General features: G+C 35.0%; 32 protein-coding genes and 1 tRNA gene. 16 read left to right on the forward strand and 17 right to left on the reverse strand.

The window, feature by feature from the left end; all coding sequences use genetic code 11:
• Window positions 1-12 precede the first annotated feature (12 nt).
• The 4 genes from IPM62_03455 to IPM62_03470 form a co-directional block, all read right to left on the reverse strand.
• Window positions 13-750 carry a hypothetical protein gene (locus IPM62_03455; GenBank protein ID QQS38413.1) on the reverse strand — a complete coding sequence of 246 codons (738 nt, stop codon included), beginning with the start codon at window positions 748-750 and terminating at the stop codon, window positions 13-15.
• A gap of 188 nt (window positions 751-938) precedes the next feature.
• Window positions 939-2,390 carry an ABC-F family ATP-binding cassette domain-containing protein gene (locus IPM62_03460; GenBank protein QQS38414.1) on the reverse strand — a complete coding sequence of 484 codons (1,452 nt, stop codon included), beginning with the start codon at window positions 2,388-2,390 and terminating at the stop codon, window positions 939-941.
• 290 nt (window positions 2,391-2,680) lie between these two features.
• Window positions 2,681-4,321, reverse strand: coding sequence for a hypothetical protein (locus tag IPM62_03465; protein QQS38415.1), 1,641 nt, complete (start codon window positions 4,319-4,321; stop codon window positions 2,681-2,683).
• 223 nt (window positions 4,322-4,544) lie between these two features.
• Entirely contained in the window at window positions 4,545-5,816 is a 1,272-nt protein-coding gene (locus IPM62_03470; protein QQS38416.1) for a hypothetical protein, read from the reverse strand.
• A gap of 61 nt (window positions 5,817-5,877) precedes the next feature.
• On the opposite strand from IPM62_03470, the gene IPM62_03475 reads away from it, so the two are divergent.
• On the forward strand, window positions 5,878-6,132 hold the full coding sequence (locus IPM62_03475) for a hypothetical protein (protein QQS38417.1): 255 nt from the start codon (window positions 5,878-5,880) through the stop codon (window positions 6,130-6,132).
• 58 nt (window positions 6,133-6,190) lie between these two features.
• Here the strand turns inward: IPM62_03475 and IPM62_03480 are convergent, their stop codons facing one another.
• The 3 genes from IPM62_03480 to IPM62_03490 form a co-directional block, all read right to left on the reverse strand.
• Window positions 6,191-6,808: an SOS response-associated peptidase gene (locus tag IPM62_03480; protein ID QQS38418.1), complete on the reverse strand. Its 618-nt coding sequence runs from the start codon at window positions 6,806-6,808 to the stop codon at window positions 6,191-6,193.
• Between the two features lie 139 nt (window positions 6,809-6,947).
• Complete coding sequence (locus IPM62_03485; protein QQS38419.1) at window positions 6,948-8,177, reverse strand: hypothetical protein; 1,230 nt, start codon at window positions 8,175-8,177, stop codon at window positions 6,948-6,950.
• Between the two features lie 49 nt (window positions 8,178-8,226).
• Window positions 8,227-8,496 (reverse strand): thioredoxin family protein, encoded by a 270-nt coding sequence (locus tag IPM62_03490; GenBank protein QQS38420.1) that lies wholly within the window; start codon window positions 8,494-8,496, stop codon window positions 8,227-8,229.
• Window positions 8,497-8,617: 121 nt separating this feature from the next.
• Here IPM62_03490 and IPM62_03495 point away from each other — a divergent pair, with 121 nt between their 5' ends.
• Window positions 8,618-9,337, forward strand: a complete 720-nt coding sequence (locus IPM62_03495; GenBank protein ID QQS38421.1) for a hypothetical protein — start codon at window positions 8,618-8,620, stop codon at window positions 9,335-9,337.
• A gap of 167 nt (window positions 9,338-9,504) precedes the next feature.
• On the opposite strand, the gene IPM62_03500 is transcribed toward IPM62_03495, so the two are convergent.
• Window positions 9,505-9,738, reverse strand: coding sequence for a hypothetical protein (locus tag IPM62_03500; protein QQS38422.1), 234 nt, complete (start codon window positions 9,736-9,738; stop codon window positions 9,505-9,507).
• 593 nt (window positions 9,739-10,331) lie between these two features.
• On the opposite strand from IPM62_03500, the gene IPM62_03505 reads away from it, so the two are divergent.
• Window positions 10,332-10,868, forward strand: a complete 537-nt coding sequence (locus tag IPM62_03505) for an alpha/beta hydrolase (protein ID QQS38423.1) — start codon at window positions 10,332-10,334, stop codon at window positions 10,866-10,868.
• Window positions 10,869-10,944: 76 nt separating this feature from the next.
• Here the strand turns inward: IPM62_03505 and IPM62_03510 are convergent, their stop codons facing one another.
• Window positions 10,945-11,349 carry an NUDIX hydrolase gene (locus tag IPM62_03510; GenBank protein QQS38424.1) on the reverse strand — a complete coding sequence of 135 codons (405 nt, stop codon included), beginning with the start codon at window positions 11,347-11,349 and terminating at the stop codon, window positions 10,945-10,947.
• Between the two features lie 95 nt (window positions 11,350-11,444).
• Here IPM62_03510 and IPM62_03515 point away from each other — a divergent pair, with 95 nt between their 5' ends.
• Complete coding sequence (locus IPM62_03515) at window positions 11,445-12,197, forward strand: phosphoribosyltransferase (GenBank protein QQS38425.1); 753 nt, start codon at window positions 11,445-11,447, stop codon at window positions 12,195-12,197.
• 53 nt (window positions 12,198-12,250) lie between these two features.
• Here IPM62_03515 and IPM62_03520 read toward each other — a convergent pair whose 3' ends face one another.
• Complete coding sequence (locus IPM62_03520) at window positions 12,251-12,880, reverse strand: Type 1 glutamine amidotransferase-like domain-containing protein (GenBank protein ID QQS38426.1); 630 nt, start codon at window positions 12,878-12,880, stop codon at window positions 12,251-12,253.
• Between the two features lie 244 nt (window positions 12,881-13,124).
• Here IPM62_03520 and IPM62_03525 point away from each other — a divergent pair, with 244 nt between their 5' ends.
• Window positions 13,125-13,667, forward strand: a complete 543-nt coding sequence (locus IPM62_03525) for a hypothetical protein (protein QQS38427.1) — start codon at window positions 13,125-13,127, stop codon at window positions 13,665-13,667.
• Between the two features lie 138 nt (window positions 13,668-13,805).
• Here IPM62_03525 and IPM62_03530 read toward each other — a convergent pair whose 3' ends face one another.
• The 3 genes from IPM62_03530 to IPM62_03540 form a co-directional block, all read right to left on the reverse strand.
• A complete protein-coding gene (locus IPM62_03530; GenBank protein ID QQS38428.1) occupies window positions 13,806-13,901 on the reverse strand; it encodes a DUF1963 domain-containing protein in 96 nt (31 codons plus the stop codon).
• Window positions 13,859-14,605 (reverse strand): DUF1963 domain-containing protein, encoded by a 747-nt coding sequence (locus tag IPM62_03535; GenBank protein QQS38429.1) that lies wholly within the window; start codon window positions 14,603-14,605, stop codon window positions 13,859-13,861. The genes IPM62_03530 and IPM62_03535 overlap by 43 nt, the downstream gene beginning before the upstream one ends.
• Window positions 14,606-14,957: 352 nt before the next feature.
• Window positions 14,958-15,383, reverse strand: coding sequence for a DUF1963 domain-containing protein (locus IPM62_03540; protein QQS39585.1), 426 nt, complete (start codon window positions 15,381-15,383; stop codon window positions 14,958-14,960).
• Between the two features lie 263 nt (window positions 15,384-15,646).
• Here IPM62_03540 and IPM62_03545 point away from each other — a divergent pair, with 263 nt between their 5' ends.
• Entirely contained in the window at window positions 15,647-16,201 is a 555-nt protein-coding gene (locus IPM62_03545) for a hypothetical protein (protein ID QQS38430.1), read from the forward strand.
• Between the two features lie 17 nt (window positions 16,202-16,218).
• Complete coding sequence (locus IPM62_03550) at window positions 16,219-16,425, forward strand: hypothetical protein (GenBank protein ID QQS38431.1); 207 nt, start codon at window positions 16,219-16,221, stop codon at window positions 16,423-16,425.
• Between the two features lie 578 nt (window positions 16,426-17,003).
• On the opposite strand, the gene IPM62_03555 is transcribed toward IPM62_03550, so the two are convergent.
• Window positions 17,004-17,582 (reverse strand): hypothetical protein, encoded by a 579-nt coding sequence (locus tag IPM62_03555; protein QQS38432.1) that lies wholly within the window; start codon window positions 17,580-17,582, stop codon window positions 17,004-17,006.
• Between the two features lie 125 nt (window positions 17,583-17,707).
• Between IPM62_03555 and IPM62_03560 the strand changes: the two genes are divergently transcribed.
• The gene (locus tag IPM62_03560; protein ID QQS38433.1) at window positions 17,708-18,313 is read left to right on the forward strand and encodes a class I SAM-dependent methyltransferase; all 606 of its coding nucleotides are present in this window, start codon (window positions 17,708-17,710) and stop codon (window positions 18,311-18,313) included.
• A gap of 263 nt (window positions 18,314-18,576) precedes the next feature.
• Here IPM62_03560 and IPM62_03565 read toward each other — a convergent pair.
• Window positions 18,577-18,650: transfer RNA gene (locus IPM62_03565), tRNA-His, on the reverse strand.
• A 210-nt stretch (window positions 18,651-18,860) separates the two neighbouring features.
• On the opposite strand from IPM62_03565, the gene atpB reads away from it, so the two are divergent.
• The 8 genes from atpB (at window position 18,861) to atpC (ending at window position 24,830) form a co-directional block, all read left to right on the forward strand.
• The gene (gene atpB, locus IPM62_03570) at window positions 18,861-19,592 is read left to right on the forward strand and encodes a F0F1 ATP synthase subunit A (protein QQS38434.1); all 732 of its coding nucleotides are present in this window, start codon (window positions 18,861-18,863) and stop codon (window positions 19,590-19,592) included.
• A 46-nt stretch (window positions 19,593-19,638) separates the two neighbouring features.
• Window positions 19,639-19,869 (forward strand): ATP synthase F0 subunit C, encoded by a 231-nt coding sequence (atpE, locus tag IPM62_03575; protein ID QQS38435.1) that lies wholly within the window; start codon window positions 19,639-19,641, stop codon window positions 19,867-19,869.
• A gap of 18 nt (window positions 19,870-19,887) precedes the next feature.
• On the forward strand, window positions 19,888-20,379 hold the full coding sequence (locus IPM62_03580; protein ID QQS38436.1) for an ATP synthase F0 subunit B: 492 nt from the start codon (window positions 19,888-19,890) through the stop codon (window positions 20,377-20,379).
• Window positions 20,376-20,606 (forward strand): hypothetical protein, encoded by a 231-nt coding sequence (locus IPM62_03585; GenBank protein QQS38437.1) that lies wholly within the window; start codon window positions 20,376-20,378, stop codon window positions 20,604-20,606. Before IPM62_03580 ends, IPM62_03585 begins: the two co-directional genes overlap by 4 nt.
• A gap of 5 nt (window positions 20,607-20,611) precedes the next feature.
• The gene (locus IPM62_03590) at window positions 20,612-22,024 is read left to right on the forward strand and encodes a F0F1 ATP synthase subunit alpha (GenBank protein QQS38438.1); all 1,413 of its coding nucleotides are present in this window, start codon (window positions 20,612-20,614) and stop codon (window positions 22,022-22,024) included.
• Window positions 22,021-22,896: an ATP synthase F1 subunit gamma gene (gene atpG, locus IPM62_03595; protein ID QQS38439.1), complete on the forward strand. Its 876-nt coding sequence runs from the start codon at window positions 22,021-22,023 to the stop codon at window positions 22,894-22,896. Before IPM62_03590 ends, atpG begins: the two co-directional genes overlap by 4 nt.
• A complete protein-coding gene (locus tag IPM62_03600; GenBank protein ID QQS38440.1) occupies window positions 22,896-24,278 on the forward strand; it encodes a F0F1 ATP synthase subunit beta in 1,383 nt (460 codons plus the stop codon). Before atpG ends, IPM62_03600 begins: the two co-directional genes overlap by 1 nt.
• Window positions 24,279-24,422: 144 nt before the next feature.
• Entirely contained in the window at window positions 24,423-24,830 is a 408-nt protein-coding gene (gene atpC / locus IPM62_03605) for an ATP synthase F1 subunit epsilon (protein QQS38441.1), read from the forward strand.
• Here atpC and IPM62_03610 read toward each other — a convergent pair whose 3' ends face one another.
• Both IPM62_03610 and IPM62_03615 read right to left on the reverse strand, forming a co-directional pair.
• The gene (locus tag IPM62_03610; GenBank protein QQS38442.1) at window positions 24,831-25,070 is read right to left on the reverse strand and encodes a hypothetical protein; all 240 of its coding nucleotides are present in this window, start codon (window positions 25,068-25,070) and stop codon (window positions 24,831-24,833) included.
• A gap of 64 nt (window positions 25,071-25,134) precedes the next feature.
• Window positions 25,135-26,199 carry a winged helix-turn-helix domain-containing protein gene (locus IPM62_03615; protein QQS38443.1) on the reverse strand — a complete coding sequence of 355 codons (1,065 nt, stop codon included), beginning with the start codon at window positions 26,197-26,199 and terminating at the stop codon, window positions 25,135-25,137.
• Window positions 26,200-26,205 lie beyond the last annotated feature (6 nt).

The following is a 26,205-nucleotide window of genomic DNA, read 5'->3' on the forward strand; positions in this document are numbered from 1 at the left end:
TACCAGAGTTGTTTAATTCGTAATAATCGAAGTGACGACCGGAGATAAATATTCTTTATTCGTTGCAATAAGCTCGTCGTCGTAAAATATGGCTACCCATATTGCGTTATCCTGATCGATAAAAATATAATAATAAGAATCAAGATTAGTTGAGGCTCTTACATGAACTTTTATTGCCTCATAACCAAAAAAGTCATATGAGGTTTGCTCAATGACATTATCACGCACAAATAGCGGAGATACCAAAAGGTCATTATCTGCCATGTGAGCTATTTGTTCGTCTTGAGCCGTAAGAAATTCATCCAGCGAATTTTCGATAGTTTTGTCGTACACAAGGCTGGTTTTTCTAAAAGTTATATCGGGTAAATTATCTTCACGTTCGGATATTTCGTAAAAAGAAATCTCCGGCCATTTTGTTTTTTGATACATAGCATGCCACGCGGAGGGATACACAATCTTTTTATCCCAACTTAGATCCATTTCACACAATTTGTCATCAATTAGTTTTACACTTATTATTTCGTCTTGAGTGTAAGCAACGTGTTCAAGTAAGTTAAGCGTATCACATTCGGTATCTATCGCAGCAGTTTTACTTAATTCCTGTAGATTTATTGTTTGAGGTAAATCGGTTGAATAAGTATTATTAGCCAATTCGTTCTGTGTTTTGCTAAAAAATATAGAAACACCAACGGTAACAATAACGCTAAAGAAAATTGCAAAAATCAAATAAGTGTAATCAGTGTTTTTCATAAATCATCGATATTTTATAATACACTGTATTAAAGAAATGATTAACGGAGAAATATCGAAGCAGTAAGTTATATTGCGCAAGAAAACTCATCTACCTTGGTAGTAACTTGGATTGGTCACGTATCCCCTTTTTTGAATGTATGTTGTTATTAAACGTTTGTAATTTTCAAGCTAGAAAAGAGGACTATTTAGACGTTGTAGACGCTTAGCGTAGCGTTTCTTAGATTTGCCATCTTGGTAATCCCCACACGCTCGACGAAATACCTGTCATGGGAAACCAACACAACCGTTCCCTTGAACTCTCTTAAAGAATTTTCTACAACTTCTTTGGTTTCGATATCTAAATGGTTTGTCGGTTCATCTAAGATTAGCAAATCATAATTATTGTGAGTAAATATTGCCAGAGCAAATCGCGCCCTTTGACCCGGACTTAAATTTTTGACCGGTTTTTTTAGGTCGTCATTCTCGAATAAAAACTTTTTCAATTCCCCGAAGGCTTTTCCGTATGCACAGCCTGTTTCTTCCAGGTAACATGTAAGCAAGTTTCGATTATCTAATATTTTTGATTGTTTCTGGGCAAAATAACCCATTTTTACATTATTGCCAATTTCTATTTCACCATGGGTTGGTTGTTCGTCTCCTGCTATCATTTTAACGATTGTTGATTTACCCGCACCATTTGGACCATACAACCAAACCTTTTCTCCTCCCAAGACACTAAAGTTTAAATCTTTAAAAACTTCCCTAGTGTCATAAACTTTACTTACATTCTTGAAGGCAAGCATCATTTTTCGATGTGTAATATCTGTCACAAATTCGATATCCTTTAGCCTCTTTGATTCATATTTGTGTTTTTCGTTCTCTCCCTTAGTTTCTCTTTCGATCCTTTTTTTGGCTGAACTGACTGCCTTTCCTCGGCTTTTTCCGTCCGATATTTTTCTCGCACTCGCTAACAACTGTTCGAGTTTATCCTTCTTTTTAAGAAATAGTTTGAAGTCATTATCCCATTTCTCAATTAGTTTTAATTTTTCTTCTTTGTAAAAATCGTAATTTCCAACAAAGCGAATGATACCTGATTTTTCGATTTCCCATATTTCATCAACTACCATGTTTAAAAATTGTCGATCATGAGAAATTAGAAGGACTGTTTCATTTAAATTTTTAATATAATTTTCAAACCATACAATACCTTCAATATCAAGATGGTTGGTTGGCTCATCAATGATAAGAATGGTTGGGTCGACAAGTAACATCTCAATCATTTTTGCCTTCATCTTCTGACCCTCACTAAGTGTTGATATTTTTTGTTCCGGATTGTAATTTACATATTTTAATTTACTTATTAGAATATCAATCTTATACTCTTCCCACTCTTCACTTAATTTACTCTTGAGATATTCTCCGATAGTTACGTCGGGAAATTCAAATTCTTGAGGAACATATCCAATTGTTTCGCCGTGATTGTGGTAACTTCCGGAGTCCGTGCTTATCTCTCCCGCAATTATTTTGAAAAGAGTTGTTTTGCCACAACCATTTGCTCCGACAACGCCGATTTTTCTACCGTTACCGGCTTTAAAAGAAATATTACTTAAAATATTTTCCGTGCCGTAATTTTTAGAGATGCCATGTCCTATAATCATACGTGTATTTTAGCAGTTTTTTTGAGAATATATAAATTAATAATGAAAGTACTTGTAATACTTACTTTAATTAAATGAAGTATATTTATTGCTTCGAGAGATTATTTGCCATGATTAATACAAGGGGAAAGTTGCTTTTTAATCGTCACTTGCACATCGTGGTATTCGCACAGAATGGTATTGGGTTTGTTATTTAAACTTCACGAAAGCTACGTGTTGAACGTGTACTTTAAGCGAAGCTGTGATCAAACTTTTCACCAGAAAACCTTAACCTTTTAGGTAGTGGTTATTTAAGGTACGTCAACAACTTCATCACGTTTTTTCCTGATAAAAGCAAACCACTCCTCCAATACCTCAACCATCGATTTAAGTGGAGCTTCAATAAGAAAATCTAAAATTACAGAAAAGATATTCAGTTTCGAAAATCCTTGAGAAAGATACATTCCAAGATTTAAAAACGGTAGCGATAGAACTTCAAATATTAATCCGATTGTTCCTTCATCGGAATATATCTTAATCTCATTGGCGTTTAATTTAATTTTCATAACAAAAAGGAGAACTAACGATAGAAATGCAAAGAAAATCAATGTTGCAATTACGGAAAAACCCGCATAACTTAAAATAAATGCAAGAAGCATAAAGACCACTAAAAAGGTAATTAGATAAAAAAGTGAAAAAATAGTTTTTAACCTCGAGCCTTTATTGACGGATGTTAAGGCAAATTCACTAATTTTATTTGTATTTTTTTGATACACGATGTTTTGAATTCTTCTAACAATGATATCGGTGTTTTTTTCACCCGGTGTTTTTATGGTTGATCCAACTAATATCATTAAAAAGGGTGGAAATAATACGTTTGAAACAAGAGGAAATATATCAGCTGAACCATCGAGATATATTTCGATCGGGATTTCGACAAGAAGTGCGATAAATATTTTTGTTACAAAAATATAAACAACACTTCTTTGGATACTTCTCCTTGTTTTGGTTTTTATAGCTTGATATTTTTTAAGGCAGACCTGCCTAATATTTTCTTCGAACAATTGTGGTTTATTAACAAGTTTATTTAGTGTAGTTTTTTCACTTACAGCTACTTCGTGGAGAATATCGAAAGGTGCAACACTTTTTTTCACTTTTCTATATATCAGAAATCTTTTGGGATGACTTAGGCTTTTTTCAATTAAACCATAGATCTCGGAAAAATTATCAATAAATTGTGTAATATCTTCTTTTGTATTTTTGTTCCATGTTAAAAATATTTTAGTGAGCAAATGATAACGCATAATCGCATCATCCGACTTGGTATAAGACCGGTGAACTGCTAAATAGACTTGCAAACTTTTCTCCTCTTCGGTTAATTCATCGTCATTCCATGTAAAATTTGCCATAAACCAGTGATGCATTAGATCAACAAAAAGATCACGGTTGGAAGGATCAAGTAAGTCTTCTATTTCACTTGATGCGATGCCAATTAACCAACCTTCCATATCCTTTTTTGATTTAGCCAAATATTTAGCGTTTTTTAGTATGAAGTTAAACTTACTTAGTATTTGCGCAACTTCACCTATACTCTCAACCGGAATAGTGTCATTTTGGAGGTATTTTGCCTGAACCAACTCTTTTAATAAAGTGCTTGATACTTTCTCAAAATCAACGTTTTCCAAGTTTGGTTTTTCCCAAAGAAGTCTTTTGAGTATTCTTTCAACAGCATTTCTTCTGATTACGTTCTCGCCTTTATACTCCACGGAATTACGGATTTTCTCATACACATAGGAAATACTGCCTAGCGTTTGGCTCACTTTCACATTTTCACCCGATAAATTGTCCTTTTTCTCGTATGACTTAGTGAAATTACGGCTAAAATTTTCAAAGTATGATGTTAAAGGACTAATTTTTTTTCTCGCCTGTGAGACATAAATATTTTTATGCATAACTTATTATACTTATTTTAGTAACTAAACCATACTATTGGCGACACACTAATCTTTAATAGTTGTAAGTAAGCGCATTATTTAAATAACAAAACTTCCACCTAATAGTATCCACCAGGTTTTGATCTTGAAAAAAAATATAAAGTTAATTCACAGGTTTGACTCATTTTGCGAACCTTTTCATCCGTTTACGAAAAAAATACTAATGCATAGCAAAGTGTGGTTACAATACTGCAATGCCAAACATTACTAGAGAAATAACCAAACCAATTATAAGCGCAAAAATAAAACGGGTAATGAAATCCCCTTGTGAAAACCACTGATATAACTCAACTATTTTCCCGACATTATTAATAATATTTTCTCGCTTGTCAAAATCTTTTTTAGTATGAGTGCTTGTCCGTATACTTTGTTTATTGCCTTTTTCGGTATGTGTTTTTGTGCTTGTTTCTGTGTTTTCATTACTTATCAAATCGCTGTCATGTTCTTTAACTCTCTCTTTTTGTATATTTGATTTCTGATTGGCTCTTTTATTAAACGTCGTTTTATTCACATCTTGTAAATTGTTATCAGAGTCGTGAGACTTGTCTAAATTCATGTTAAACTTGAAATGAATACCAGTCTTTTCTATTTGGCTTACATCTTTCTCGCGTGTCATATCTTGTTGAAAAATTCTATCTGGTTTATCCAATATTATTTGTGCTTCATTGTTAATAATCCTTTGCTCTACCGTGTGAACGGTATCATTTTGAGTGACTATATTTTGACTATCGCGAAATACTTCCGTTGTTGATGTGTGGCCAGTCTTAGGTAACGAAGCGTTTGTAGAAACGTTATAGATACTAAAAGATGTTGATGACCCAGTTTTATCAAATGAAGTAGTTTCGTAAACATTTTTATCGACATGTTTAAAGATTGAAGTGTTAAGTGAATTTTGATATACAGGTATGGAGGTACGTATTTGGTTCGCATTTTCTAATGGATGTATAAAATTACTCACCGCTTCTTTGACTAGATCGCCAACAAGTGAGTACTTATAAAACATATCATCAAATATATTCTTTACCTTGCTTCGAGGGTTGTTGAAAGATTGCCCTAAGTAGTTCGTAAAATTTTCTACCACATGTTCTTTGTGATTACTTTGGCTATGATTGTTTTCTTCGTCAAGGAGCGTAAAACTGGTTACAAATGTATGTGGTGTTTTTGAAAGTAGGATGAATAGTTCGTACAAATTATTTTCATCGGTAGGTTTTTTTATCTTGTGATTATTTACGACTACAATTGTTGTAATTCCGATACTTATCGTATTGTTGTCTGGGAAAGCCCCTTGCGCTAAGTATGAAGAAAGTGTGTGAGCAAATTCAATTGTATCTAAGTCTTGTGATGGGTTGTGAGCAACTTTCCCAAGACGAAATGTGCAAGGGATACCAAGTGATGAAAACTCGTCGTAGATTTTGGGTGACTCAGCAGAAATTAGTATTTGCTTTTTTAGCATTGTAATGAGTTTAAATCTTATTCATTTTAATACAAGTATTTGTTGAAAATGTTAAATATCCATGCAAAGTTATGTTAGAATAATCGAAAGAATGTCAATCAAAGGAGAACAAAACCAAAGCGGTGAACCATGGAGAGTGGGTGATTTGCCAAGCGGGGAATTACCAGAATACACTCAAGCGGGTAAATTACATCTGAATCTTAATGGTATCAGCAAAGTAGAATACGAGTTGCCGTTTGGAAATAGCACGTTATGTGGAGAAATGGTGTACGATTCCGCGGACAACCTAATTATTTATAAAGCGAAAACAAAGTAATTTGCAGATAATTTGACAACGAATAGCTAAATTGTCGCTAAGCTTTATAAGCATCAATCTAAACTGTATTTACTTCCTCACACTCCATCCTTTCCTCATCATACGGTTTCAATAACATCTTGGCTTTTTGTAAACTTTCAAAGTATTTTGCAGTATCGTTTATATCAATAATAACAGGCATTCTGTCGTGCACTTTTTTCATTAACGAGTTTGCACTTGTTGTAATGATTGCTGTCATATAGTGGATTTTTCCTTCGGCATCTTGGTGTGATGAGTAAATGCCGGCAAATGAAAATATATTAGTATCCTTAATTTTGAACCTGAAAGGCGTTTTTACTAGTTTTCCCTCTATTTTCTCTTTCTTCCATTCATAAAAAAATGATGCAGGAATTAGACAGCGATTACTTTCAAAATCGGATCTATAAAAATTACCACCAAGTTTATCACTTCTTGCATTAATCGGTTTAATTTTAGTCTTGGATGGATCAGCCCATGTAGGAATAAATCCCCAACGCATTTGCCGTGCAACTAGTGGAGAGTTTTTGGTAAGTGTGACTATCAACTGTGATGGCCTAATGTCCGAGTTGGATTTAATCTCAAAATCAGGCTGGCTTATCAAATCATACGTTTTTGCTAAATCTTGAGCACCAAAGCTTGAGCCAAATCTTCCGCACATTTTTGTATTTTACCACGATTTATGTTAGCTGAATAATAATTGCATCTATATGTAAATCACGACTTGTTAAGTCGGGAATGAAGTATGGTCATAACTTGGCGACAAAAGACCACAACCTTGAAGTTATGTATCGTATATTTTACCCAAACATTAACCATTCAGGCTTGAAAAACAAAAGTAAGCCAATTGTAATCATTAATAGTCCGCCAATTAGATGTGATACCCTACTGTACTTGGTGCTGATACCCGTCATCTCGAGAGTAAGCATTGCTGTAAAAAATACAAATAGGTCATCAAGCATGAAAATAAAAATGTACAACATCATGTATAAATAATATTGCCACGTGGGGAGATTACTTAGACTAAGAACTTGCGTAAAAATAACTGGTAATCCTGCCGAGCAGATTAGCTCAACCAGGTTTACAGCAAAAGCAAGAATTATAATCCCCATTAAAGCTATGGCAAACTTTTTTTGTTGTGTAATCGCTTTAATTTTTTCAAATACTATTCTTCGTTTCTCATCACCTGTCACTTTACAACCGCTATTTTTGTTAACAAAATACTCTCTTAAGTTGTAACTGCCTCCTAAAAGTGCAATCAGAGCGATCAAGGATCTCACCCATACAATAAATCCGATAAACAAAATTATATTTAGCCACGCAGCCATAAATAGAAAGTAAACAAACCCCGATGTAATTATGAAGGTCGTTCCCAAAATCCATCGTCTTTTCTTATCTTTCATGCCAAGAAGTAAACTTATTAGAAATAAAAGAGTCCACATCGCACACGGATTAAAGCCATCTAATGCCCCCAATATTATAGTAAAAATAGGAAGTGATAATGACTTTGTTGTTATCTCACCAAAAATAGGAATATCTATTTTATCGGGAAATACTTGGTTGTCTTTTGCCTGTGTTTCGTTTATTTCACTTACATCAACTTGTCCATATTCTAAATTATTCTTTGTAAGTCCAACCAAATTTGCCAAAGAATCATCACAAGAATTATTGATACATGTGTTAATGTGGTTCTCAATTTGTTTTGAAATTACCGATTCATTGAAACCGACAAATTCTTTGTTGCCGACAATGGTTAATGGTACCCCGGACACTTCAAAATTTAGTATTTCACTGACATCCATCAACAATTCTCTGTTGTCTTTGTTATTCCATATTTCGAAATCAACAACATTAACTTCGGGATATTTTCTCTCTAGAGATTCCAAAAACGGCTTTTCCTTGGCGCAGTGAGGGCATCCTTCTCCCCAAAAGAAATAGACGTTAACTTGTGCGTCTTTGGACATTGCAGGTTTAACGGATATTACCAATAACACAACAATAAAAATCAGTTTCGAAATTATTTTGATCATAGATTGCGATTACTTACACTACACCCAAGTTCCTATTTGCGTTGTCGTTTTATTCTCCCTTGTGCTCGTTAATTACATTCAGTAATTCTTCTTTTGACACCTCACCGTTTAAGCGCAGCACTTCATTTTCATTTCTGTCAAGAAAAACGAAGGTTGGTAGATTATTATTGATTTTGTACTTTTCAACCATATGTTTGTCTTCATCGAAATCAAAATATATCGTTTCTAGCCACGGATTTTCTTTTTCAATCTCTGCCCACCTTGGTTTCATGACAAGACAACCTGCACACCACACAGCTCCAAATTTAAGTACCTTCATAATTAATCACCTCCCAACAATTAATATCATACAACCAAAATATAACTACTCAAATACCTACTCTTAAAAAGTAGATGATAATAGATTACGCTAATTATTAACTTTGATGTAGTATTAGTTAATGCAGTTACAAAAATATATTTCTCATATATTAACGTTTCTTCACAAACACCCTTTTTTAATATTGGTAATTGGAATTTCTACTGGACTTGCCATCGCAAGTATTTCTTTTAACTCGGTTAACCATGGATTACGGGGATCAAAATTAGAAGATGTTGAAACAAATGAATCTTACAAATTCTCTCAACCGTTATCGAGAAATGAATTATCTCAAAACAAAAATGGCTTGACTGAAGAGTTTCATTTTGCAAACGAGGTATATATGCTCTACTATGACTATGTAAATATTGACAGCAGTAATCTTCCGCAATCCGGTAAGTATGTATTAGTCAACAACACGACACAGGAAGAAATTGTGCTTTTTGAAGAACCTTTTGATAATTGCCGCATTGATTCGGTCGTTAAATCAAATCTTTTGTTCAATGTCGATACTCTACATATTTTATCTACGTCACTTTGTGGAGATAGAACAAAGCGTATTCTTATGAATCTAAGTAACGAGGTTTCAATAAATGGTCAGTCGTCATATAAAGTCGGTGAAACAAAGATAATTGACCTTGGCGATAACTTCAACAAATTTTACAAAGTACTTGGGTTTTTATCATCCGAGAAAATCCTGGTGCAAGAAATCACTTTGAATGCAAGCGGACTTTATGACCAAATCAGATATTTAACAGTAAATATTAATAATACCCATGATATGCGTGAAATTGATAACTAAATAAGTGTTAATCTGACCTTACGCCATCTTTCAAACCAGGCATTGAAAAGGTTGGACCCTGCAAAGAAAAACACTGAAATATTGATCAAGTAAAGATTAAACAAAAATACTTTCCGTGTTACAAGACAAAGCTGTTCAAATACAAATACTTTGGTTGAGAAAATACTTCAAAAGGTTTGCCCGCAATTCTTACACGGTCCCCTAGAGTTTATTTCAATATCTAGTCTTGTGATATCATTTTGAAATTTATTTGCCTCACTGCTAAACCTAATAAATTCATCAATATTTCTGGCTTTCGATGCTCTTGTTCTTGCGGTTCTTTCGTGAATTCCAAGACCGTTTATTTTTTGCCGCATTTCTACCAACCAACATGTATCATCTTTTGTATATTCGCAGGCCATATTTAATACTTAATATATTTTAAGTTTTTCCTTAACTAATTTAAACTGTTCCGGGTATGTTTATACAACATTTCAAAATTACGTGTGTGCAACTTACCCCGTGTTTTACTTTCTTAAATAATGCATGATTCCGATAGATTATTATAACAATTCATATCTTCTATATGTGTTATGGGTACAAGAGTTTGGTTATTTAAACCCCCACCGCACATGGGTGGGACTATACCACCAAAGGGTGTACAAGCTTGTGATATACGTGCAGGGCAAACCTTGCAAATCTCACCCGTGTGCGCCGGAAAGGGTGATCCATCTTGCGTGGTTAGGACTCTAACAAAGCTTGTCTCTATAAATAATTCATATTTCATGAAACCTATTATACACTATAGGTCTTCTAATAAAAATATATTACTTATTTGTCAAGATAAGTACACTTGATTATTTATAGACAATGCATGTGTAGTTATATGAATATATTTAATAGATAAAAAATAACAAAAGTTTCCTTTTATTAATCAAGTAATTACGAATGTTTTAAAAACAACTACTTTTTACAATTGTTTCTTTATTATTATATATTTAAAATACCGTTTATCATGAAAAACGTTTTATTTTTACAAAGCTGGTATTCAAATATTTCCGACAATTGGTATCCATGGCTACAAAAAGAGTTAGCAAGGATCGGGTATGTAACTAACTTCACAGATATTCCAGAGATGCGAAAAGATGCACCCAATATGGCTAAAATTCTTAAGTTCATTGAATCAAATAGTGTTTTAAATACAGACACAATTATTGTCGGACATAGCCTTGGTAACTTACTAGCTATGAGACTGGCGGAAAGATACAAGTTTAAAAAGATGATTCTTGTTTCGGTGTGGGATTACGATGATTTATGTGAAGGTCATAAATCATTTTGGAAAACAAAGATAAACCATAAGGCTATAAAAAGAAACGTTAAGGATATTTATGTAATTCACTCCGATAATGATCCTTACTATACCGCACTGGCAGCCAAAGATACGAGTAATAGGTTAAATGCCAAATATATATTACTTGAGGGTGGTGGACACTTTGGGTCAGAAGATGGGTATAAAAAACTTCCACAGGTATTAGAACTGATTAAAAAATAAATATGAAAATTAGTAAGAATAAGATATCCCAAAAAACATAACTTTTTAAAAACATGAATACGCGATAGAGATAAGTTTACAATAGAGTAAAGGCCTGTTTTTCATCCTCGTGTTTCATTACTTCATAAACTCTTTCAATCAACATCCAATCATAACCAATACTTTCTTCATAAAGAATAATTTGGATATCTATATCTTTTACTTTTAAGGCAATAAAATGAGCCTCAGTTGGTCCATGCTTTCCGTCAAACTCGATTTTATAATCTAAGTTTTTAGTTTCATCAAAAGTATTAATGCCATATTCCTCACTTGTCTCTTTTTTTGCGGCAATTTTCAAGCTTTCCCCCTTTTTTATATCTCCAAATATAATAGTCCACTCGTCATCGTAGCCATTAAAAGGTTTGTTATGGCGAATGAGAAATCTTCTTTTTCCAACAGGGTCGATGGTCCAAACGATTACGGCAACTTTTTTGTGAATCATTTATTAAATATGACTTACTTAAACAAGATATTTTGAAAAATATACATAGTACCATTATTACAATAAAGTCCACTTAATAATGATAACATGAAGCTATGCAACTAGAAGATAAAGGCAGAGATAATTTCCATAATTATGTCAAATTACTAAAAAGGCTTATTGTCAATCAAAATATACACTTTGATCTTATTGTCGGCGCCGGTGATTCCGGAATGTCAATGTCAAAGATTGCGGAATTAGTCTATATAGAACTTGGTTTAGTCATTCCCAAATTACTGACTATTCCCTATTACAGATTTACAAAAAAGAATGTATCAAGCGGAAATGAATATCTAAATCCAAACACCTACCTCAGTAAAGTAATAAATACAATTCAGGGTATTTCCAGTATAAAACACGTATTATTTGTTGACGATGAAATAGGTCAAGGAAATACCGTCTTTGGTACAATTAAAATCCTTGAAAAAGTACTACCTGATACGAAATATGTTGACTTATATATTTTAGCGGAAGATCACGGTTTTGATCCGAAAGTGCTTAAGACAGAAATAAAAATATTTTTCAAACCTTTCTCAAACTCCCAAAAGGATATTTATAACGCAATTTCTTACATCATTCCATACGAGATCGAAAAATATATTACCGAAAAATATTCTGATGAGACTATCGGATCAAAAGTTCGTATGAATTCTTTGTTTGGATTACCCAGCAAAGAGATGGTAAAAAGCGTTCCTGTTTGGTCATACAGTATTTACAATAAACTGCAAAAGGAAATTCCTAACTTTAGTCACCTGAGAATTGATTTTGAGAAGTATATTATTTCTTTAATAAGGAAAGCTGTGCAATAGAATGATGTTTATGTTGAATAGGTTGTTGAAGTAGACAACTTACGCTTCTAAACTTATTTATCGTAATCTTTGATATACACTTCACCGTCTCTAAACGCCTTAAAAAGGATTTTGTTATCAATCAAATGCTCAATTTCTTTGTCAATGTCAGCAGACTCCGGATGATCTGATTTGTAATGAGGCTCGAAAGCAAAATCAATTATGCCCAAACCTTCCCAGCAAACTTTTTCTTTGGGATAGGCATCTTGCAGAGCTAGTGGATTGTCCACAAAATCAATTCCCTTGAGTGAAGGAGATAAAACACACGCACCTGCACTGTACCCTGCATAAACAAAATCAGAACCTTCATATTTATTTATGATATCGTCAAACCCACTTTTTTTCATCGCCACACGGAGTACAAAACAGTTTCCACCGCGAACCCAAACCGCATCAAAATTGCGTAGGAATAATTCCAACTCATCACGTTTTCCGAAATACTTACGTAGGTCTAATATTTCGGGTTTTAATCCGAGAAGTTTTAACTCGGCAATTTCAAGATCTTCACCTTTTTTACGTCTCTCTAAATCCGAATAACAGTCTAATGCATTGGAAATAATAGCAATGCGTTTATTCCCGCCTACCATGTGCGCCAGCCTTTGCCCTTCGTCGCCAATTTTAAATGATGATAAATATAGTTTCATTGATTAAACCGCTAAAATTACAATATCTAAATACCACTTCGCCGTAGTACATGGTTTGATGGTACTTGGGATTAATTATACACGAGTTTATTTTAATACAACCTATACATTTAGTATTTAACCGTGACGTAAAACTAGTATATGCACTAACAAAAGTGTAATTTTTAATCGTTGCCAATAATAACTCGTAACAATAATCAGGTTGGATCTAGGAGTAATAAAAACTATTTAATATAATGCTTATATGGACGTACTAAGTTTCTCCAGGGAAACCAAAAAGACTGCAGAGAGAATTCTTGAGGAAACAGGTATAGTGGAGAAATTGTCTTCACACGGCAAAGTGAGTATTGGAGGCAGTTATGCATTGGACTTGATGTATGGACCGGATATTGATATTACAGTTGAGTGCAAGAACCCTCGAGAAGCTTCAGTCGAATGTTTAAACTCCTTTGTGAAAAACAGTAAATTCCAAAAGTATGAATATGGGGATTTTGTAAAGCATCCGAGAGTAAACAGACCAGCAGGTTATATTGTAAATCTTAGAAATGTATTTGAAGATAAGATGTGGGAAGTGGAAATATGGTTTCTTGATTCTGTTGAAAAAGTAGATCGAGAATACATTAACGAAATAAAAAAGAAATTAACCCCAGACGCTTGTGAGAGCATACTTCTAATCAAACATCAGCGTGAGGAAAAGCAAATTTCGAAGCATGAGCTCTCGAGCGTCAAAATTTATGATGCTGTAATAAACAATGGTGCAAAAAGTATTGAAGATATCCATTTATGAAAGTTTATCACCCTACTTTATCACCCTACAGGTGAAATGAATTAACACAGCTCACTTTTTAGAATTAGTACGGTAACTTAGAGTTAGTTGCCATCGGACGTTCATATATAGATATACCTTAAACTTACAGAATGCTTATTAAGAACAGTCCCAAGTATATAGCACATCACTAAAATCTAGTTTTTGAAGATTTACTGGTTTAATAAAAAGTTTGCTACTCCCACATCCCCCCACATTATTTCAGCAATATTTTGCTTTGGATAATACTCACTGTCCATTTGAAACAATAAGGTAGAATAATCTGTGAATTTATCATTGCCTCTGGGATCATCTTGAGTGAAATTGGGATAACCTCCTATTTTATGACCGGTTGGATCAGAAAATTTAAGATATGTTTTAACTAACTCACTGTAAAAATCATCAAAAGCTTTGTCGTAATTAATTTCACTTTCATATCGAAAATCAACATAGGGAATAGATGCGATACTTCTCTTGAATGTTAAAGAAAACTCATTTTCTAATACAAAGGTTTCTTTTGGGGTAGGCCAATCATAATCTAAAATCGGATTTGTATTAATGAATTGTTCTTTTGAAATATACAAGACCCTGAAATTATCTTGTTTTGTTCTGTTGGCAAAATCCAAACCCCTTAAATTGTTATCAGATATAAACATTTGTAGAATCCCTGTTTCCGGAAAATCAGCAAGTTTTGGTACTTCTTCAAAATTTATCTGAGCCAAAAATATCAACTTTTGACCTGCGGCATTTTTGGGGTACTCAACTTCATCTATTAGCAATGGCTTACCCCCAAATTTGCTTTGAGTTGGAGATAACTCCTCGGAGACAGCTTGACTTTTAATAGCAATATATTCCTTAAAAGTTTTATTAATTCTATCTTCGTATTGTTTTAATATATTGGGTAATTCAGGTAAATCCATGTTTAAATATTAACAATATATTAATATTACTACGAACATTTATTAAAAAGAATACTTGGAGTAACAAGGTATATATCTAATATGGATTATATCACCCTACAGGTGAAATGAATTAATACAGCTCACTTTTAAGAATTAATACAGTAACTTAGGATCAGCTACCATCGGACATTCGAACATGGATATACCTTAATCCTACAGAAAGCTTTATAAGAACAGTCACAAAATGGTTTATCACCCTACAGGTGAAATGAATTAACACAGCTCACTTTTTAGAATTAGTACGGTAACTTAGAGTTAGTTGCCATCGGACGTTCATATATAGATATACCTTAAACTTACAGAATGCTTATTAAGAACAGTCCCAAGTATATAGCACATCACTAAAATCTAGTTTTTGAAGATTTACTGGTTTAATAAAAAAGTTTGCTACTCCCACATCCCCCCACATTATTTCAGCAATATTTTGCTTTGGATAATACTCACTGTCCATTTGAAACAATAAGGTAGAATAATCTGTGAATTTATCATTGCCTCTGGGATCATCTTGAGTGAAATTGGGATAACCTCCTATTTTATGACCGGTTGGATCAGAAAATTTAAGATATGTTTTAACTAACTCACTGTAAAAATCATCAAAAGCTTTGTCGTAATTAATTTCACTTTCATATCGAAAATCAACATAGGGAATAGATGCGATACTTCTCTTGAATGTTAAAGAAAACTCATTTTCTAATACGAAGGTTTCTTTTGGGGTAGGCCAATCATAATCTAAAATAAATCCTCAACAAAATTAATCAAATTCTTTAATTGAAGAATTAATCTATTTATCCATATCCTTTGTGTGAAGATTAGCTTATATTCACCACTTACCACAAAAGACAATCTTTACCTCTCTCGAGTTTATAATATTATCCCCCAATAAAAGCGTTAATAGTCATATCAATACAAAATGTCTTATTGATATTTTGCTTGGTAAGCTTGGAATTCCTATAAAGTAAAAAACCTGTCATTTTTTTTAGTTTGCTATATAATATGTTTATGGTAGAAAAAGAGGCAAATTATTATGGCGATCCCGTTAACGACTTTGAATTAAGAATAGTTCAAAAGCCAAAAGAAGAAAAAGGGCAAACTTATGATAATGGCATTCAAGGTGAAACTGACGGCTTGTTAGATGTTGTCAGAAAAATTGTTCCAGAAGATGTTTTAGTTAAAATGGGTGGGCAAATCACAACAGTTTCTCTGGGCGGGACATTTAGTGAGAAAAGTATCGTCTTACCAAACACACCTCTCGTGCGCGATCCCGAGAAAGATGCGAGATCTCATGGAGGCGGAGCTAGTCCTGGAATGGGTGGTATGCGAACAGAACAAACGTTTTATCACGATGGAACTCAGGTAGATACAGTTGCCCCAGAGGCTCCCAAAAAGAGTAGACTTTCTGGTTTATTTGGTCGGGGTACTAAAACACCTCCGAAAAGATTGGTAAATGGTGCGCGAAACATAGTATCAGTAACCATTGGAAGCGACGATGAAATAAAAGATTTTAAAGTTAATAATATCGTCGTATACGAATATATTGATACCCCCGATCAGTAATTTGCTATAATCTCCACATGTGTGAAGCAAAACTAAGATATTCCCAACGTTTAACAAATGAGGAAAAACTAGCAATACAGACTTGTCCTGGATTTATTTCAGCCCAAAACAGATCATTGGCGGATTATTATGAACCCAAAAGATGTGCAGATTGTAATTTAACTTCGACATTCACACCTTCCATTAATCAAATTAAAATTGAGGGAAAGTGTCCAAAAAAATAAATAGTTTTCTATATCTTATTAAACTTCATCACAATTAATCTGCAATTAATATAAACTGAAACAAAGTTAGCAAAACGCTATTATTTCACTATTCCAGGGGAAATATCTCAAATTTCACTAGTTCTCCATTAACGTAGGTGCAATGATACTGATGAGAACTTTTGTTATCAACCATATGAAGTAGGAAATGGAGAATGTTCTCGACCACTGCACTATTATTCCTGTCCACCGTCCACTCAAGTGGTTTCCACTTTAAAATGCCCTCTCTTATTTCCCTACTTACAAAAGGTTTATCACCCTACAGGAGATTATCACCCTACAGGTGAAATGAATTAACACAGCTCACTTTTAAGTGAAATACATTATCACCCTACAGGTGAAATGAATTAACACAGCTCACTTTTAAGAATTAATACGGTAACTTAGAGTGGATGGCTGGACGACGTTCGAACCTATTTCGTGCCTATTTCAGTAGATTATCAGGTGATTAAAAGCATGTTATTACTTCAAGAAAAAGCTCAGTTTACCAATGTTTGACTGAACAGTAGAGTGCGAATTTCCTTCAGGCTAGAAAACATTTAATCTGCAAAAACAGGGGTAATTTCAAAATTCACAGTCTTTATTCGCTGGTCAAGTTTTATAACTTTCAATTCATCTACAAATTCAATTACTGGTGCAGATGTTTCTTTTTCTAGAGATTTTTCGAGTTCCTCATTATTGTAAAAACGGACAGATAATGATAAATCGTAATCACTACCAAGTTTCAAACTGTTTGGCCAAGGCTCCACAAATCTATACTTATAAACTCTTTTGCTATTTGTCTCAGTTTCCAACCACACGCAATTATCTTGTCCTTTCTTGCATAATTCACTGCTTTGAATTCCAATGGCATCTTCACTGTCGTCATGTTTGGAAGTGGTTATACTTATGTTGTCATGCACTTGGTCACTATTTATCTGTTTATATATTATTGTTACTTCACCTTCAATAACATTGGAATTTTCATCTTCATCAATAATGGAGTCTTTACTAATATCCTTCTTAGAAGGATTCTGTTTATTGTTGTTTGAAAAAAATGTTACTCCAACCCCAATCGCAACTATCATAGTTATTAAAAACAAAAATAATGGTAATGCAAATCCTTTTTCATCTTTCATGTATTAATGTTAATATTTACTTATTCAATATGCAAATACTAAGATGAGCAACTCGAACTAATTATAACGGATATGACAAAGCTTTATGAAGTATTTGGCAGGAAAATGGCATATAATTATTCATTATGAATATCAATCAAAAAGTAAAGGCAGGCTACAACATTGCCGCTAAAAACTATACTTCAGAATTTCGAGACCAATTCAAAAATGAAAAACATCTAGCTAAGTTGGTAGATGTTTTGTCTCCAAGATCAAGCATTCTTGATGTTGGCTGTGGAGCCGGTAAACCAATTGATAGCTATCTTGTTTCAAAAGGTATGAAAGTAACAGGTATCGATATTTCTGAAGCCCAAATAGAGTTGGCAAAATCATATGTACCAGAAGCTAATTACGAAGTCCGTGACATGTCTGAGCTACAAGATGGTGAATATGAAGTAGATGCCGTTGTTTCTTTTTACGCCATTTTTCACACCCCAAGAGAGAACCATGCTGACTTACTGAAGAAGTTCAAGTCTTTTCTGAAATCAGATGGATACTTGCTTATTACGATGGGAGCTAATGATTGGGTAGGCAAAGAAGATAATTTCTGTGGATCAGAAATGTATTGGAGTCATTACGGTGCAGATAAAAATAAGGAGCTGATTGAAAAAGCAGGGTTTGACATCATTTTCTCTGAGGTCGATGATGCAGGCGGAGAAAAACATTTGATTATATTAGCCAAAGCTAAGTAGGAATAGTTTCTATTTGGGGTCGGTTGCCATCGGATGTTAGTATATCACCCTACAGGTGAAATGAATTAACACAGCTCACTTTTTAGAATTAGTACGGTAACTTAGGATCAGCTACCATCGGACATTCGAACATGGATATACCTTAATCCTACAGAAAGCTTTATGAGAACAGTCACAAAATGGATTTATTGAAAAAAGATTATCACCCTACAGGTGAAATGAATTAACACAGCTCACTTTTAAGAATTAATACAGTAACTTAGGGTGGCTGACGAGTCTCGAACCCGCGACCTCCGCTTCCACAGAGCGGCGCTCTAACCAACTGAGCTACAGCCACCAAGTATTACTTAGACTAGGTTATAAATTAATGTACTTACCCTTGATCTAAGGTATTATAGCAAAATGTATAAAGTTCTACGTTATATAAATAAGTACATGTGGAAGGTAGACATTTTTTGTGTTATGATCTAATCGTTTTTTGCGAGGTGTGAGAAAGTGCTTGACTGAACTTACTCTTTTGGTATTCAATATAATCTGAAACATATTTATGCATGAAATATCGATAGCGGCTGAAGAAATCGCTCACATAGCAGGATTTGCTGTAACCAATTCCATGTTAACAACGCTCGTTGTGTCATTTCTTCTTATTGCTGTTGCAATTTGGGCAAAACCAAAATTCTCACTTATTCCTACAAAGGCAATCTCGATGATAGAAATTCCTGTTGAAGCAATGTATAAATTAACCAGACAAATAGCTCCGCACAATGTAACGGAATTCTTTCCTCTCATTACGACAATTTTTATCTTCGTTCTTTTTTCTAATTGGATCGCTTTATTACCTGGATTTGGCGGAATTGGTTTAAAGCACACCGTCGATCACCATGAATCGTTTACTCCCCTACTTCGTGCTACAACTGCAGATATCAATACCACAATTTCATTAGCCCTCATTGCAGTTTTTGGAACTCATTACTACGGACTAAAACACTTGGGTGTAAAATTGCACGTCAGTAAATATATAAACGTAACAAATCCGATTAAATTTTTTGTCGGATTTTTAGAGTTAATCGGAGAGGTGTCGAAAATTATTTCGTTTTCTTTCAGGCTTTTTGGAAATATATTCGCGGGTGAAGTATTATTGATTGTTATCGGATCATTGGTTCCAGTTATATTCCCCATACCATTTTGGGGGTTGGAAATATTTGTCGGCTTGATTCAGGCTTTAGTCTTTTCGATGCTAACACTTGTTTTTTGCAGTATGGCAGTAAGTAAGCACTAACTATGAAAATTAAAATATTACAAATTTTGAGAGGGGGTGAAATGATATGGAAGGTTTGACACTTAAAGAACTTGCAGCAGCTCTTGCAATCGGATTGGGTGCATTAGGACCTGGTTTGGGTATTGGTCTTATTGCAAAAGGTGCACTAGAAGCAATCGGTAGAAATCCCGAAGCATCTGACAAAATTCAGACAAACATGATTTTGGCCATCGCTTTCGCGGAAGCAATTGCGATTTATGCATTAGTTGTTTCTCTAATAATCCTTTTTGTGGTCTAACGTTCACATATAAGGTATATGGAACAATTAGGAATAGATTTAAAAGTCATTGTATTTCAGCTAATTAATTTTGGATTACTCTTTATTGTATTAAAGAAGTACTTATATAAACCGGTATCCAATTTTCTCGATCAAAGAATTAAAACTTTGAAAGAAAACGAAGATTTACATCGTGGTTTAGAAAAAAATAAGCAATCGATGGATGAGAAATTAAATTCGTTGAATTCATCGAATAAACAAAAACTAAACGGTTTGTTAAAGGATGCAAAATTAGACATTGCGAAAATGAAAAAGAATGCCGAGAAAGAAGCTAAGGCAGAAGCAGATAGAATATTGTCCAAAGCGCAAGCCACATCGATCGTTTTGAAAAATCGATCAAGCATGGATGCTAAACGAGAAATGGAGAAAGTAGCACTTGAGACTGCCGAAATGATGCTTGGAAATCTTTTGACAAATAAGCAAAAGGAAGAGTTTACCAAAGCTGCAATCAAACGTTTTCTGCAATCATGAATAATCTAAATAGTCCGGTTGCAGCTCGTAATGCACGAGTTGTGACAGGCGTAGTACTAACAGATAAAGACAAAAAAGATATCAGGAAAAAGATTCTCGCCAGTTTTCCGGATTGTGATGATGTGGAGTTTTTGGTAAGTAAAGATTTGGTCGCAGGTATAAAAATAACCTATCAAGATAATATATACGTCGATACCCCGATCCATAGCATTTCACAAGAAAAATAATTTTTATGATTAAAGGTTTTAAAAGTCTCGGTACAGTAGAAGAATCAAAAGACGGAGTTATGTTACTCTCAGGTTTTGGTAGCGTCTCGTATGGAGAAAAGATTACCTGCACTAAACGCGGTGTGAGCGCAATGGTTATTAATTTAGGACGCGACAAAGTAGGTGCAGTTTTGTTTGGCGAAGTCCAATCGGTATCCGCCGGAGACACATTTACATCAACAGGTGAAATAATGAGCGTACCTGCATCATACGATATGGTGGGGCGTGTCCTTGACGGTCTCGCTTACCCTATCGACGGGAAAAATACGAACTTCAAGAAAGTAAAGATGATGCCTGTCGAGAAAATTGCAGCGGGCGTCATGGAAAGACAAGGTGTAGATACCCCTCTGGAAACCGGAATAATATCTGTCGATTCAATGATTCCGGTCGGACGAGGACAACGTGAATTAGTAATCGGCGATCGTGGCACAGGAAAAACAGCGTTTACGTTAGATGCGATTATCAATCAAAAAGACGCGAAGAATCGTCCAATTTGCATCTATGTCGCAATCGGCCAGAAACGTTCTCAGGTGGCTAACATTATTGATAAACTAGAGAAATTCCATGCGATGGAATATACAATTATAATTTCGGCAACTGCTTCTGATTCTGTCGCACTTCAATATCTTGCCCCTTATTCGGCAACCGCAATTGCAGAATATTTTTTGGCAGACAAAAAAGATGTTTTAATTGTGTATGACGATTTAACAAAACATGCATGGGCTTATCGTCAGATGTCACTTATTCTTGAACGCCCCCCGGGACGTGAGGCGTATCCTGGAGATATATTTTATTTACACTCAAGGTTACTCGAAAGATCATGCAGATTAAATGATAAATTGGGTGGTGGATCAATTACCTCTTTTCCAATAGTCGAAACACAACTGGGAGACGTTAGTGCCTATATTCCCACAAATATCATTTCAATTACCGATGGTCAAATTTACTTTGAGACCGATCTTTTTAATTCAGGTTTTCGACCGGCAATCGATCCGGGTAATTCGGTTTCGCGAGTTGGAAGTGCCGCACAAACAAAGGAAATGAAAAAAATAGCAGGCCGTATGCGCCTTGATCTGGCGCAATTTAAAGAATTAGAGGCATTTGCGCAGTTCGGAAGTGCCGATCTGGATGAAGCTACCAGAAACAAAATTGAAAGAGGGCGACGTGTTCGTGAAATTCTAAAACAACCGCAATACTCTCCTCTGCCGACATATTTACAGATTGCCGTTATTTATGCAGCCAATGAAGGATATTTTGATAAAATTGATTTAGAAAATGTCCTGGACGTTAAGTACAAACTAGCCGATTATTTGATGAAAGAAAAAAACAAAGATATCACACAAGGCGTCGAGAAGTTTTTTAAATTAAACTCACTATGAGCACACTAAGAGAAATAAAACAAAGAATCGGATCAGTGAAAAATATATCACAGGTTACCAATGCCATGCAGTTGGTTGCAGCTTCTAGAATGAAAAAAACGCAGGACAACGCGGCAAGGGGTAAACTCTATGCCAACAAATTGTATGACGTCATGCTGAATTTATCCAAAGATGCGACAAGCGTTACCAATCCATTTATTGATATTAAATACAGTGACTCTACAAACGTAATGTTTATCGTATTTTCGACACAGCGTGGACTTGCCGGAGGATTGCCGTCTAATCTATTGAAGCTCGCCGTTAAAAAAACGCAAGATTATGAAAATAAAGGCAAAAAAGTACAGTTTGTAACGATTGGCAAAAAACTTCGCGATCAACTTTTATCACGAGGTTTAAATGTAGTTGCTGACTTTTCCGATATGCCGGAAACGCCGACAACTTCCGATATCCAACCAATTACCCGCCTTATTACCCAAAGTTATTTAGCTAAAGAAGTTGGCGAAATTATAATTCTTTATGCAGATTTTATTAATTCGATGATTCAGGAAGCAAAAACCTTAAAATTGTTACCACTGGAAATATCAGATTTTGAATCACAGGAATTGACAAACAAAACTATCCCCTCAGGTGTTTTGTTTGAACCTGATGAAGAAACAATTTTACAAACACTTGTACCTACATATATCGAAACTCAACTTTTCCAAAAACGACTTGAAACAGTTGCGTCGGAATACTCATCGAGGATGATGGCAATGAGAGCGGCAACAGATAATGCCAAAGAAATAATGGGTGATTTGCAAATCGAGTTTAACAAAAAACGCCAAGCTGCCATCACTCAGGAATTGGCTGAAATAAACGGAGGAAGAATATAATGAAAAACAATAAAGGATTGATAGTACAGGTCATGGGAAACGTCGTCGACGTTGACTACGAGGGGGGTAATCTTCCCTCTATCTACAATGAGTTACGTGTTGACGGTACCGACTTATCGCTTGAAGTTGAACAACATATTAGTCAAAAAACGGTACGGTGTGTCGCTCTTGGTGCGACCGAAGGATTAATTAGAGGTATGCTTGTGACTGATACCAAAAGTCCAATCATGGTTCCGGTTGGAAAAGAAACCTTAGGAAGAATTGTCAACGTATTGGGCAAACCCGTTGACGGTAAACCCGCAATTAAATCAGATACACTGCGTGCAATTCATCAGCCCGCACCGGAACTGATTGATCAAAACATTACACCTGAGATTTTTGAAACCGGAATGAAAGTCGTCGACCTTATGGCACCATTTCTAAAGGGAGGAAAAGTAGGAGTTTATGGAGGAGCAGGTGTCGGAAAGACTGTTATTATCCAAGAACTGATTAGAAACATCGCAACCGAACATGAAGGCGTCTCTGTTTTTGCCGGCGTTGGTGAGCGTACCCGCGAAGGTAATGATTTGATCAGAGAAACCACCGAAAGCGGAGTGCTCAAGTCAACCGCATTGGTGTTTGGTCAAATGAATGAGCCACCCGGAGTGAGACTACGTGTAGCTCTAACCGGCTTAACAATTGCCGAACATTTCCGCGATACAGGTCAAGATGTGCTTTTATTTATAGATAATATATTCCGCTTTACACAAGCCGGAGCCGAAGTGTCTGCTTTACTTGGAAGAGTGCCGTCGGCTGTAGGTTATCAACCGACACTGGCAAAAGAAATGGGAGAACTGCAGGAACGCATCACTTCCACACATAGTGGTTCCATAACATCCTTACAAGCTATTTACGTACCCGCTGACGACTACACCGATCCGGCACCGGCAACAACTTTTGCACATCTAGATAGTAGTATCACCTTGTCACGCGCGATTGCCGAACAGGCTTTGTACCCTGCTGTTGATCCCTTGTCGTCAAGCTCCAGAGCTTTGGACCCATTGATTGTAGGCGAAGAGCATTATCGAGTAGCGCGAGCCGTACAAAAAGTACTGCAACGCTACAAAGAATTGCAAGATGTTATCGCCATCCTTGGCGTTGAAGAATTATCGGACGAGGATAAATTGCTTGTCTCACGAGCTAGAAAAATTCAACGTTTTATGAGCCAGCCGATGAACGTTGCAGAGCAATTTACGGGGCGTGAAGGCAAATATGTTACTCTTGAAGAAACCGTACGAGGTTTTGGTATGATTCTCGACGGTTCACTTGATAACATTAATGAAAATAATTTCTACATGGTTGGAACAATCGATGAAGTAATTAATTCGACCAATAAAAAATAGTCTATTTTGTGAACCTAATATTTTATACGTGAGTACGGAAATTTAAGGTTTCAAGAATACATATTTAGTTTTTTTACGAAATATTCTTTTGCACACGTTTATAGAAAATAATTACTTCACCATATAGCTTGCTTATTATTTAATATGTTAACTGTAACAATTACCACAGCCGAAAGGGTTGTGTATGAATCAACGCACGCGTTGTCTATTACTATCCCCACTGTAAACGGAGAGATTACCATATTACCTAACCATATTGATTTGATGACCATTGTTGGAATCGGTGAAGCCTTAATCAAAGACGAAAAAGGGACAACTAACTTATATGTTGACGGCGGTCTTTTGCAGGTAAACAAAAACTCAGTTGAGATACTTACAAACACAGCAGAACGAGCAGAGGATTTAGACCAGGCTAAAATTGAAGAAGCTAAAAGGAGGGCGGAGAAACTTCTTACCGAAAAACCAATCGACGTTGACTTGGTGCAAGTTGAGGCATCACTAAGAAAAGAATTGACCAAACAAAAGATCCTTACGAAGTATCGACCGAGGTAATTAGCTGTTTACAAGTTCACTTAATCTTTGAACAACCCTTCTTTCATCAAATTTACCCATCGCCACAGCAAGCGCTACTATTTCATTCAAGACGCTAATTTGTTGATTGTCCGGGGTTTTTTCTATCATCCAGCCAGCTTTCCAAGGTGTAGCGTACCTTAGCCAATCCCTATCTTTACCATATTTTTCCAATACCGTTTGACAAGAGGTATGTAATAACGTATCAAGATCAGATTTCATACAATGAATACTATCCTATATTAAATTGAATTTCTTGATATTTATCTAACACTTAAATAACAAATTAGGCTCGTTGAAGTACAAACCCCCTACCCTTTTTTGTTAGCAGTTTATAGGAAGAAGCATTTTCTTTAAGTTTATTCCGTAATCTATAAATTATCTGATCAAGTGCCCAATCAGTATATTTTTCATCTACTTTCAGTCCCCATATTACGTCTGCTATTTCATGGCGAGTCATAATAGTATTTAAATTATTTTCAAATATCGCAAATACTTTAGCTTCCTTTTTGGTGAAAGAGGAAAATAGCTTTTTCTCTTTTGAGTTTGTGTTCGAAGTATTCCTAATATATTCATCTATCAGCGGAGATATAGTCTTGTTGTTTTCATTAATTGCATGTAGTAATTTTAATATTTCAGAGTATTTATTATCCGATAACAACTTCTTTTCCGCATTAGTGAAATCATCGAAAAAACTGTCGATACGATAAATAATACTAGGTTCTTTTAGTAAATTATCAATACTTAAGTTGTAACTGGCGTTGTCCACAAGAAGTAAATATAGTGACTTCACGAGCCCGATATGCCCACCTGATAATTCGACAATGTTGTCAATTTGCTCCTCGGAGGGACTGTAGTCAAACCTTCTAATAAAATCTTTAATTAGTATTCTTATATCTTTGTCTGTTGCGTTAGGTAAAATATATAGAGATCGATACAAACTTTTATTTTTGCGTTCTAGTGCTTTTTGTACTTCCTTTTTATTTGAAAAAACAACACTTACAAAAGTAGCGTTATTTTGCAGTCGAAGATCGTCTAATTTATCAAACAACCAGGACTCATCAGATCTGGTGGATAAATTAATGATCAGTTTTCCTCTAAAATCAGTTTTAATACTATGTATAAACGCTTTAAGCTTATCTGAATCAGTAGCATTAATAGTTTTCCATTCACAACTGAGAATTTTTGTTGAATTGGTTTTAACCAACTCCTCATAAATTATATCTTTTCCATATCCATGCATGCCAACAAGTGCGCAAGATTCGTTCATTTTGATGCGTTTTTCTATAAACGAAAGCGCCTGAAAATCCCTTAACATGCATACAACAGGAACCTTTACATTATCTGTCATATATTT

Source organism: Candidatus Woesebacteria bacterium (genome assembly GCA_016700095.1).
Taxonomy (GTDB): domain Bacteria; phylum Patescibacteriota; class Microgenomatia; order UBA8517; family UBA8517.

Bases quoted from the DNA above. Each gene is read 5' to 3' on its own strand.
- IPM62_03500 (QQS38422.1), bottom strand. From the start codon at position 9,738: ATGGCCTGCGAATATACAAAAGATGATACATGTTGGTTGGTAGAAATG.
- IPM62_03490 (QQS38420.1), bottom strand. From the start codon at position 8,496: ATGAAGGTACTTAAATTTGGAGCTGTGTGGTGTGCAGGTTGTCTTGTC.
- IPM62_03455 (QQS38413.1), bottom strand. From the start codon at position 750: ATGAAAAACACTGATTACACTTATTTGATTTTTGCAATTTTCTTTAGC.
- IPM62_03545 (QQS38430.1), top strand. From the start codon at position 15,647: ATGGTAGAAAAAGAGGCAAATTATTATGGCGATCCCGTTAACGACTTT.
- IPM62_03535 (QQS38429.1), bottom strand. From the start codon at position 14,605: ATGGATTTACCTGAATTACCCAATATATTAAAACAATACGAAGATAGA.
- IPM62_03515 (QQS38425.1), top strand. From the start codon at position 11,445: ATGCAACTAGAAGATAAAGGCAGAGATAATTTCCATAATTATGTCAAA.
- IPM62_03465 (QQS38415.1), bottom strand. From the start codon at position 4,321: ATGCATAAAAATATTTATGTCTCACAGGCGAGAAAAAAAATTAGTCCT.
- IPM62_03485 (QQS38419.1), bottom strand. From the start codon at position 8,177: ATGATCAAAATAATTTCGAAACTGATTTTTATTGTTGTGTTATTGGTA.
- IPM62_03585 (QQS38437.1), top strand. From the start codon at position 20,376: ATGAATAATCTAAATAGTCCGGTTGCAGCTCGTAATGCACGAGTTGTG.
- IPM62_03525 (QQS38427.1), top strand. From the start codon at position 13,125: ATGGACGTACTAAGTTTCTCCAGGGAAACCAAAAAGACTGCAGAGAGA.
- IPM62_03610 (QQS38442.1), bottom strand. From the start codon at position 25,070: ATGAAATCTGATCTTGATACGTTATTACATACCTCTTGTCAAACGGTA.
- atpE (QQS38435.1), top strand. From the start codon at position 19,639: ATGGAAGGTTTGACACTTAAAGAACTTGCAGCAGCTCTTGCAATCGGA.
- IPM62_03615 (QQS38443.1), bottom strand. From the start codon at position 26,199: ATGACAGATAATGTAAAGGTTCCTGTTGTATGCATGTTAAGGGATTTT.
- IPM62_03480 (QQS38418.1), bottom strand. From the start codon at position 6,808: ATGTGCGGAAGATTTGGCTCAAGCTTTGGTGCTCAAGATTTAGCAAAA.
- IPM62_03580 (QQS38436.1), top strand. From the start codon at position 19,888: ATGGAACAATTAGGAATAGATTTAAAAGTCATTGTATTTCAGCTAATT.
- IPM62_03590 (QQS38438.1), top strand. From the start codon at position 20,612: ATGATTAAAGGTTTTAAAAGTCTCGGTACAGTAGAAGAATCAAAAGAC.
- IPM62_03520 (QQS38426.1), bottom strand. From the start codon at position 12,880: ATGAAACTATATTTATCATCATTTAAAATTGGCGACGAAGGGCAAAGG.
- atpB (QQS38434.1), top strand. From the start codon at position 18,861: ATGCATGAAATATCGATAGCGGCTGAAGAAATCGCTCACATAGCAGGA.
- IPM62_03495 (QQS38421.1), top strand. From the start codon at position 8,618: ATGCAGTTACAAAAATATATTTCTCATATATTAACGTTTCTTCACAAA.
- IPM62_03475 (QQS38417.1), top strand. From the start codon at position 5,878: ATGCAAAGTTATGTTAGAATAATCGAAAGAATGTCAATCAAAGGAGAA.
- IPM62_03470 (QQS38416.1), bottom strand. From the start codon at position 5,816: ATGCTAAAAAAGCAAATACTAATTTCTGCTGAGTCACCCAAAATCTAC.
- IPM62_03550 (QQS38431.1), top strand. From the start codon at position 16,219: ATGTGTGAAGCAAAACTAAGATATTCCCAACGTTTAACAAATGAGGAA.
- IPM62_03505 (QQS38423.1), top strand. From the start codon at position 10,332: ATGAAAAACGTTTTATTTTTACAAAGCTGGTATTCAAATATTTCCGAC.
- IPM62_03560 (QQS38433.1), top strand. From the start codon at position 17,708: ATGAATATCAATCAAAAAGTAAAGGCAGGCTACAACATTGCCGCTAAA.
- atpC (QQS38441.1), top strand. From the start codon at position 24,423: ATGTTAACTGTAACAATTACCACAGCCGAAAGGGTTGTGTATGAATCA.
- IPM62_03555 (QQS38432.1), bottom strand. From the start codon at position 17,582: ATGAAAGATGAAAAAGGATTTGCATTACCATTATTTTTGTTTTTAATA.
- IPM62_03600 (QQS38440.1), top strand. From the start codon at position 22,896: ATGAAAAACAATAAAGGATTGATAGTACAGGTCATGGGAAACGTCGTC.
- atpG (QQS38439.1), top strand. From the start codon at position 22,021: ATGAGCACACTAAGAGAAATAAAACAAAGAATCGGATCAGTGAAAAAT.
- IPM62_03460 (QQS38414.1), bottom strand. From the start codon at position 2,390: ATGATTATAGGACATGGCATCTCTAAAAATTACGGCACGGAAAATATT.
- IPM62_03510 (QQS38424.1), bottom strand. From the start codon at position 11,349: ATGATTCACAAAAAAGTTGCCGTAATCGTTTGGACCATCGACCCTGTT.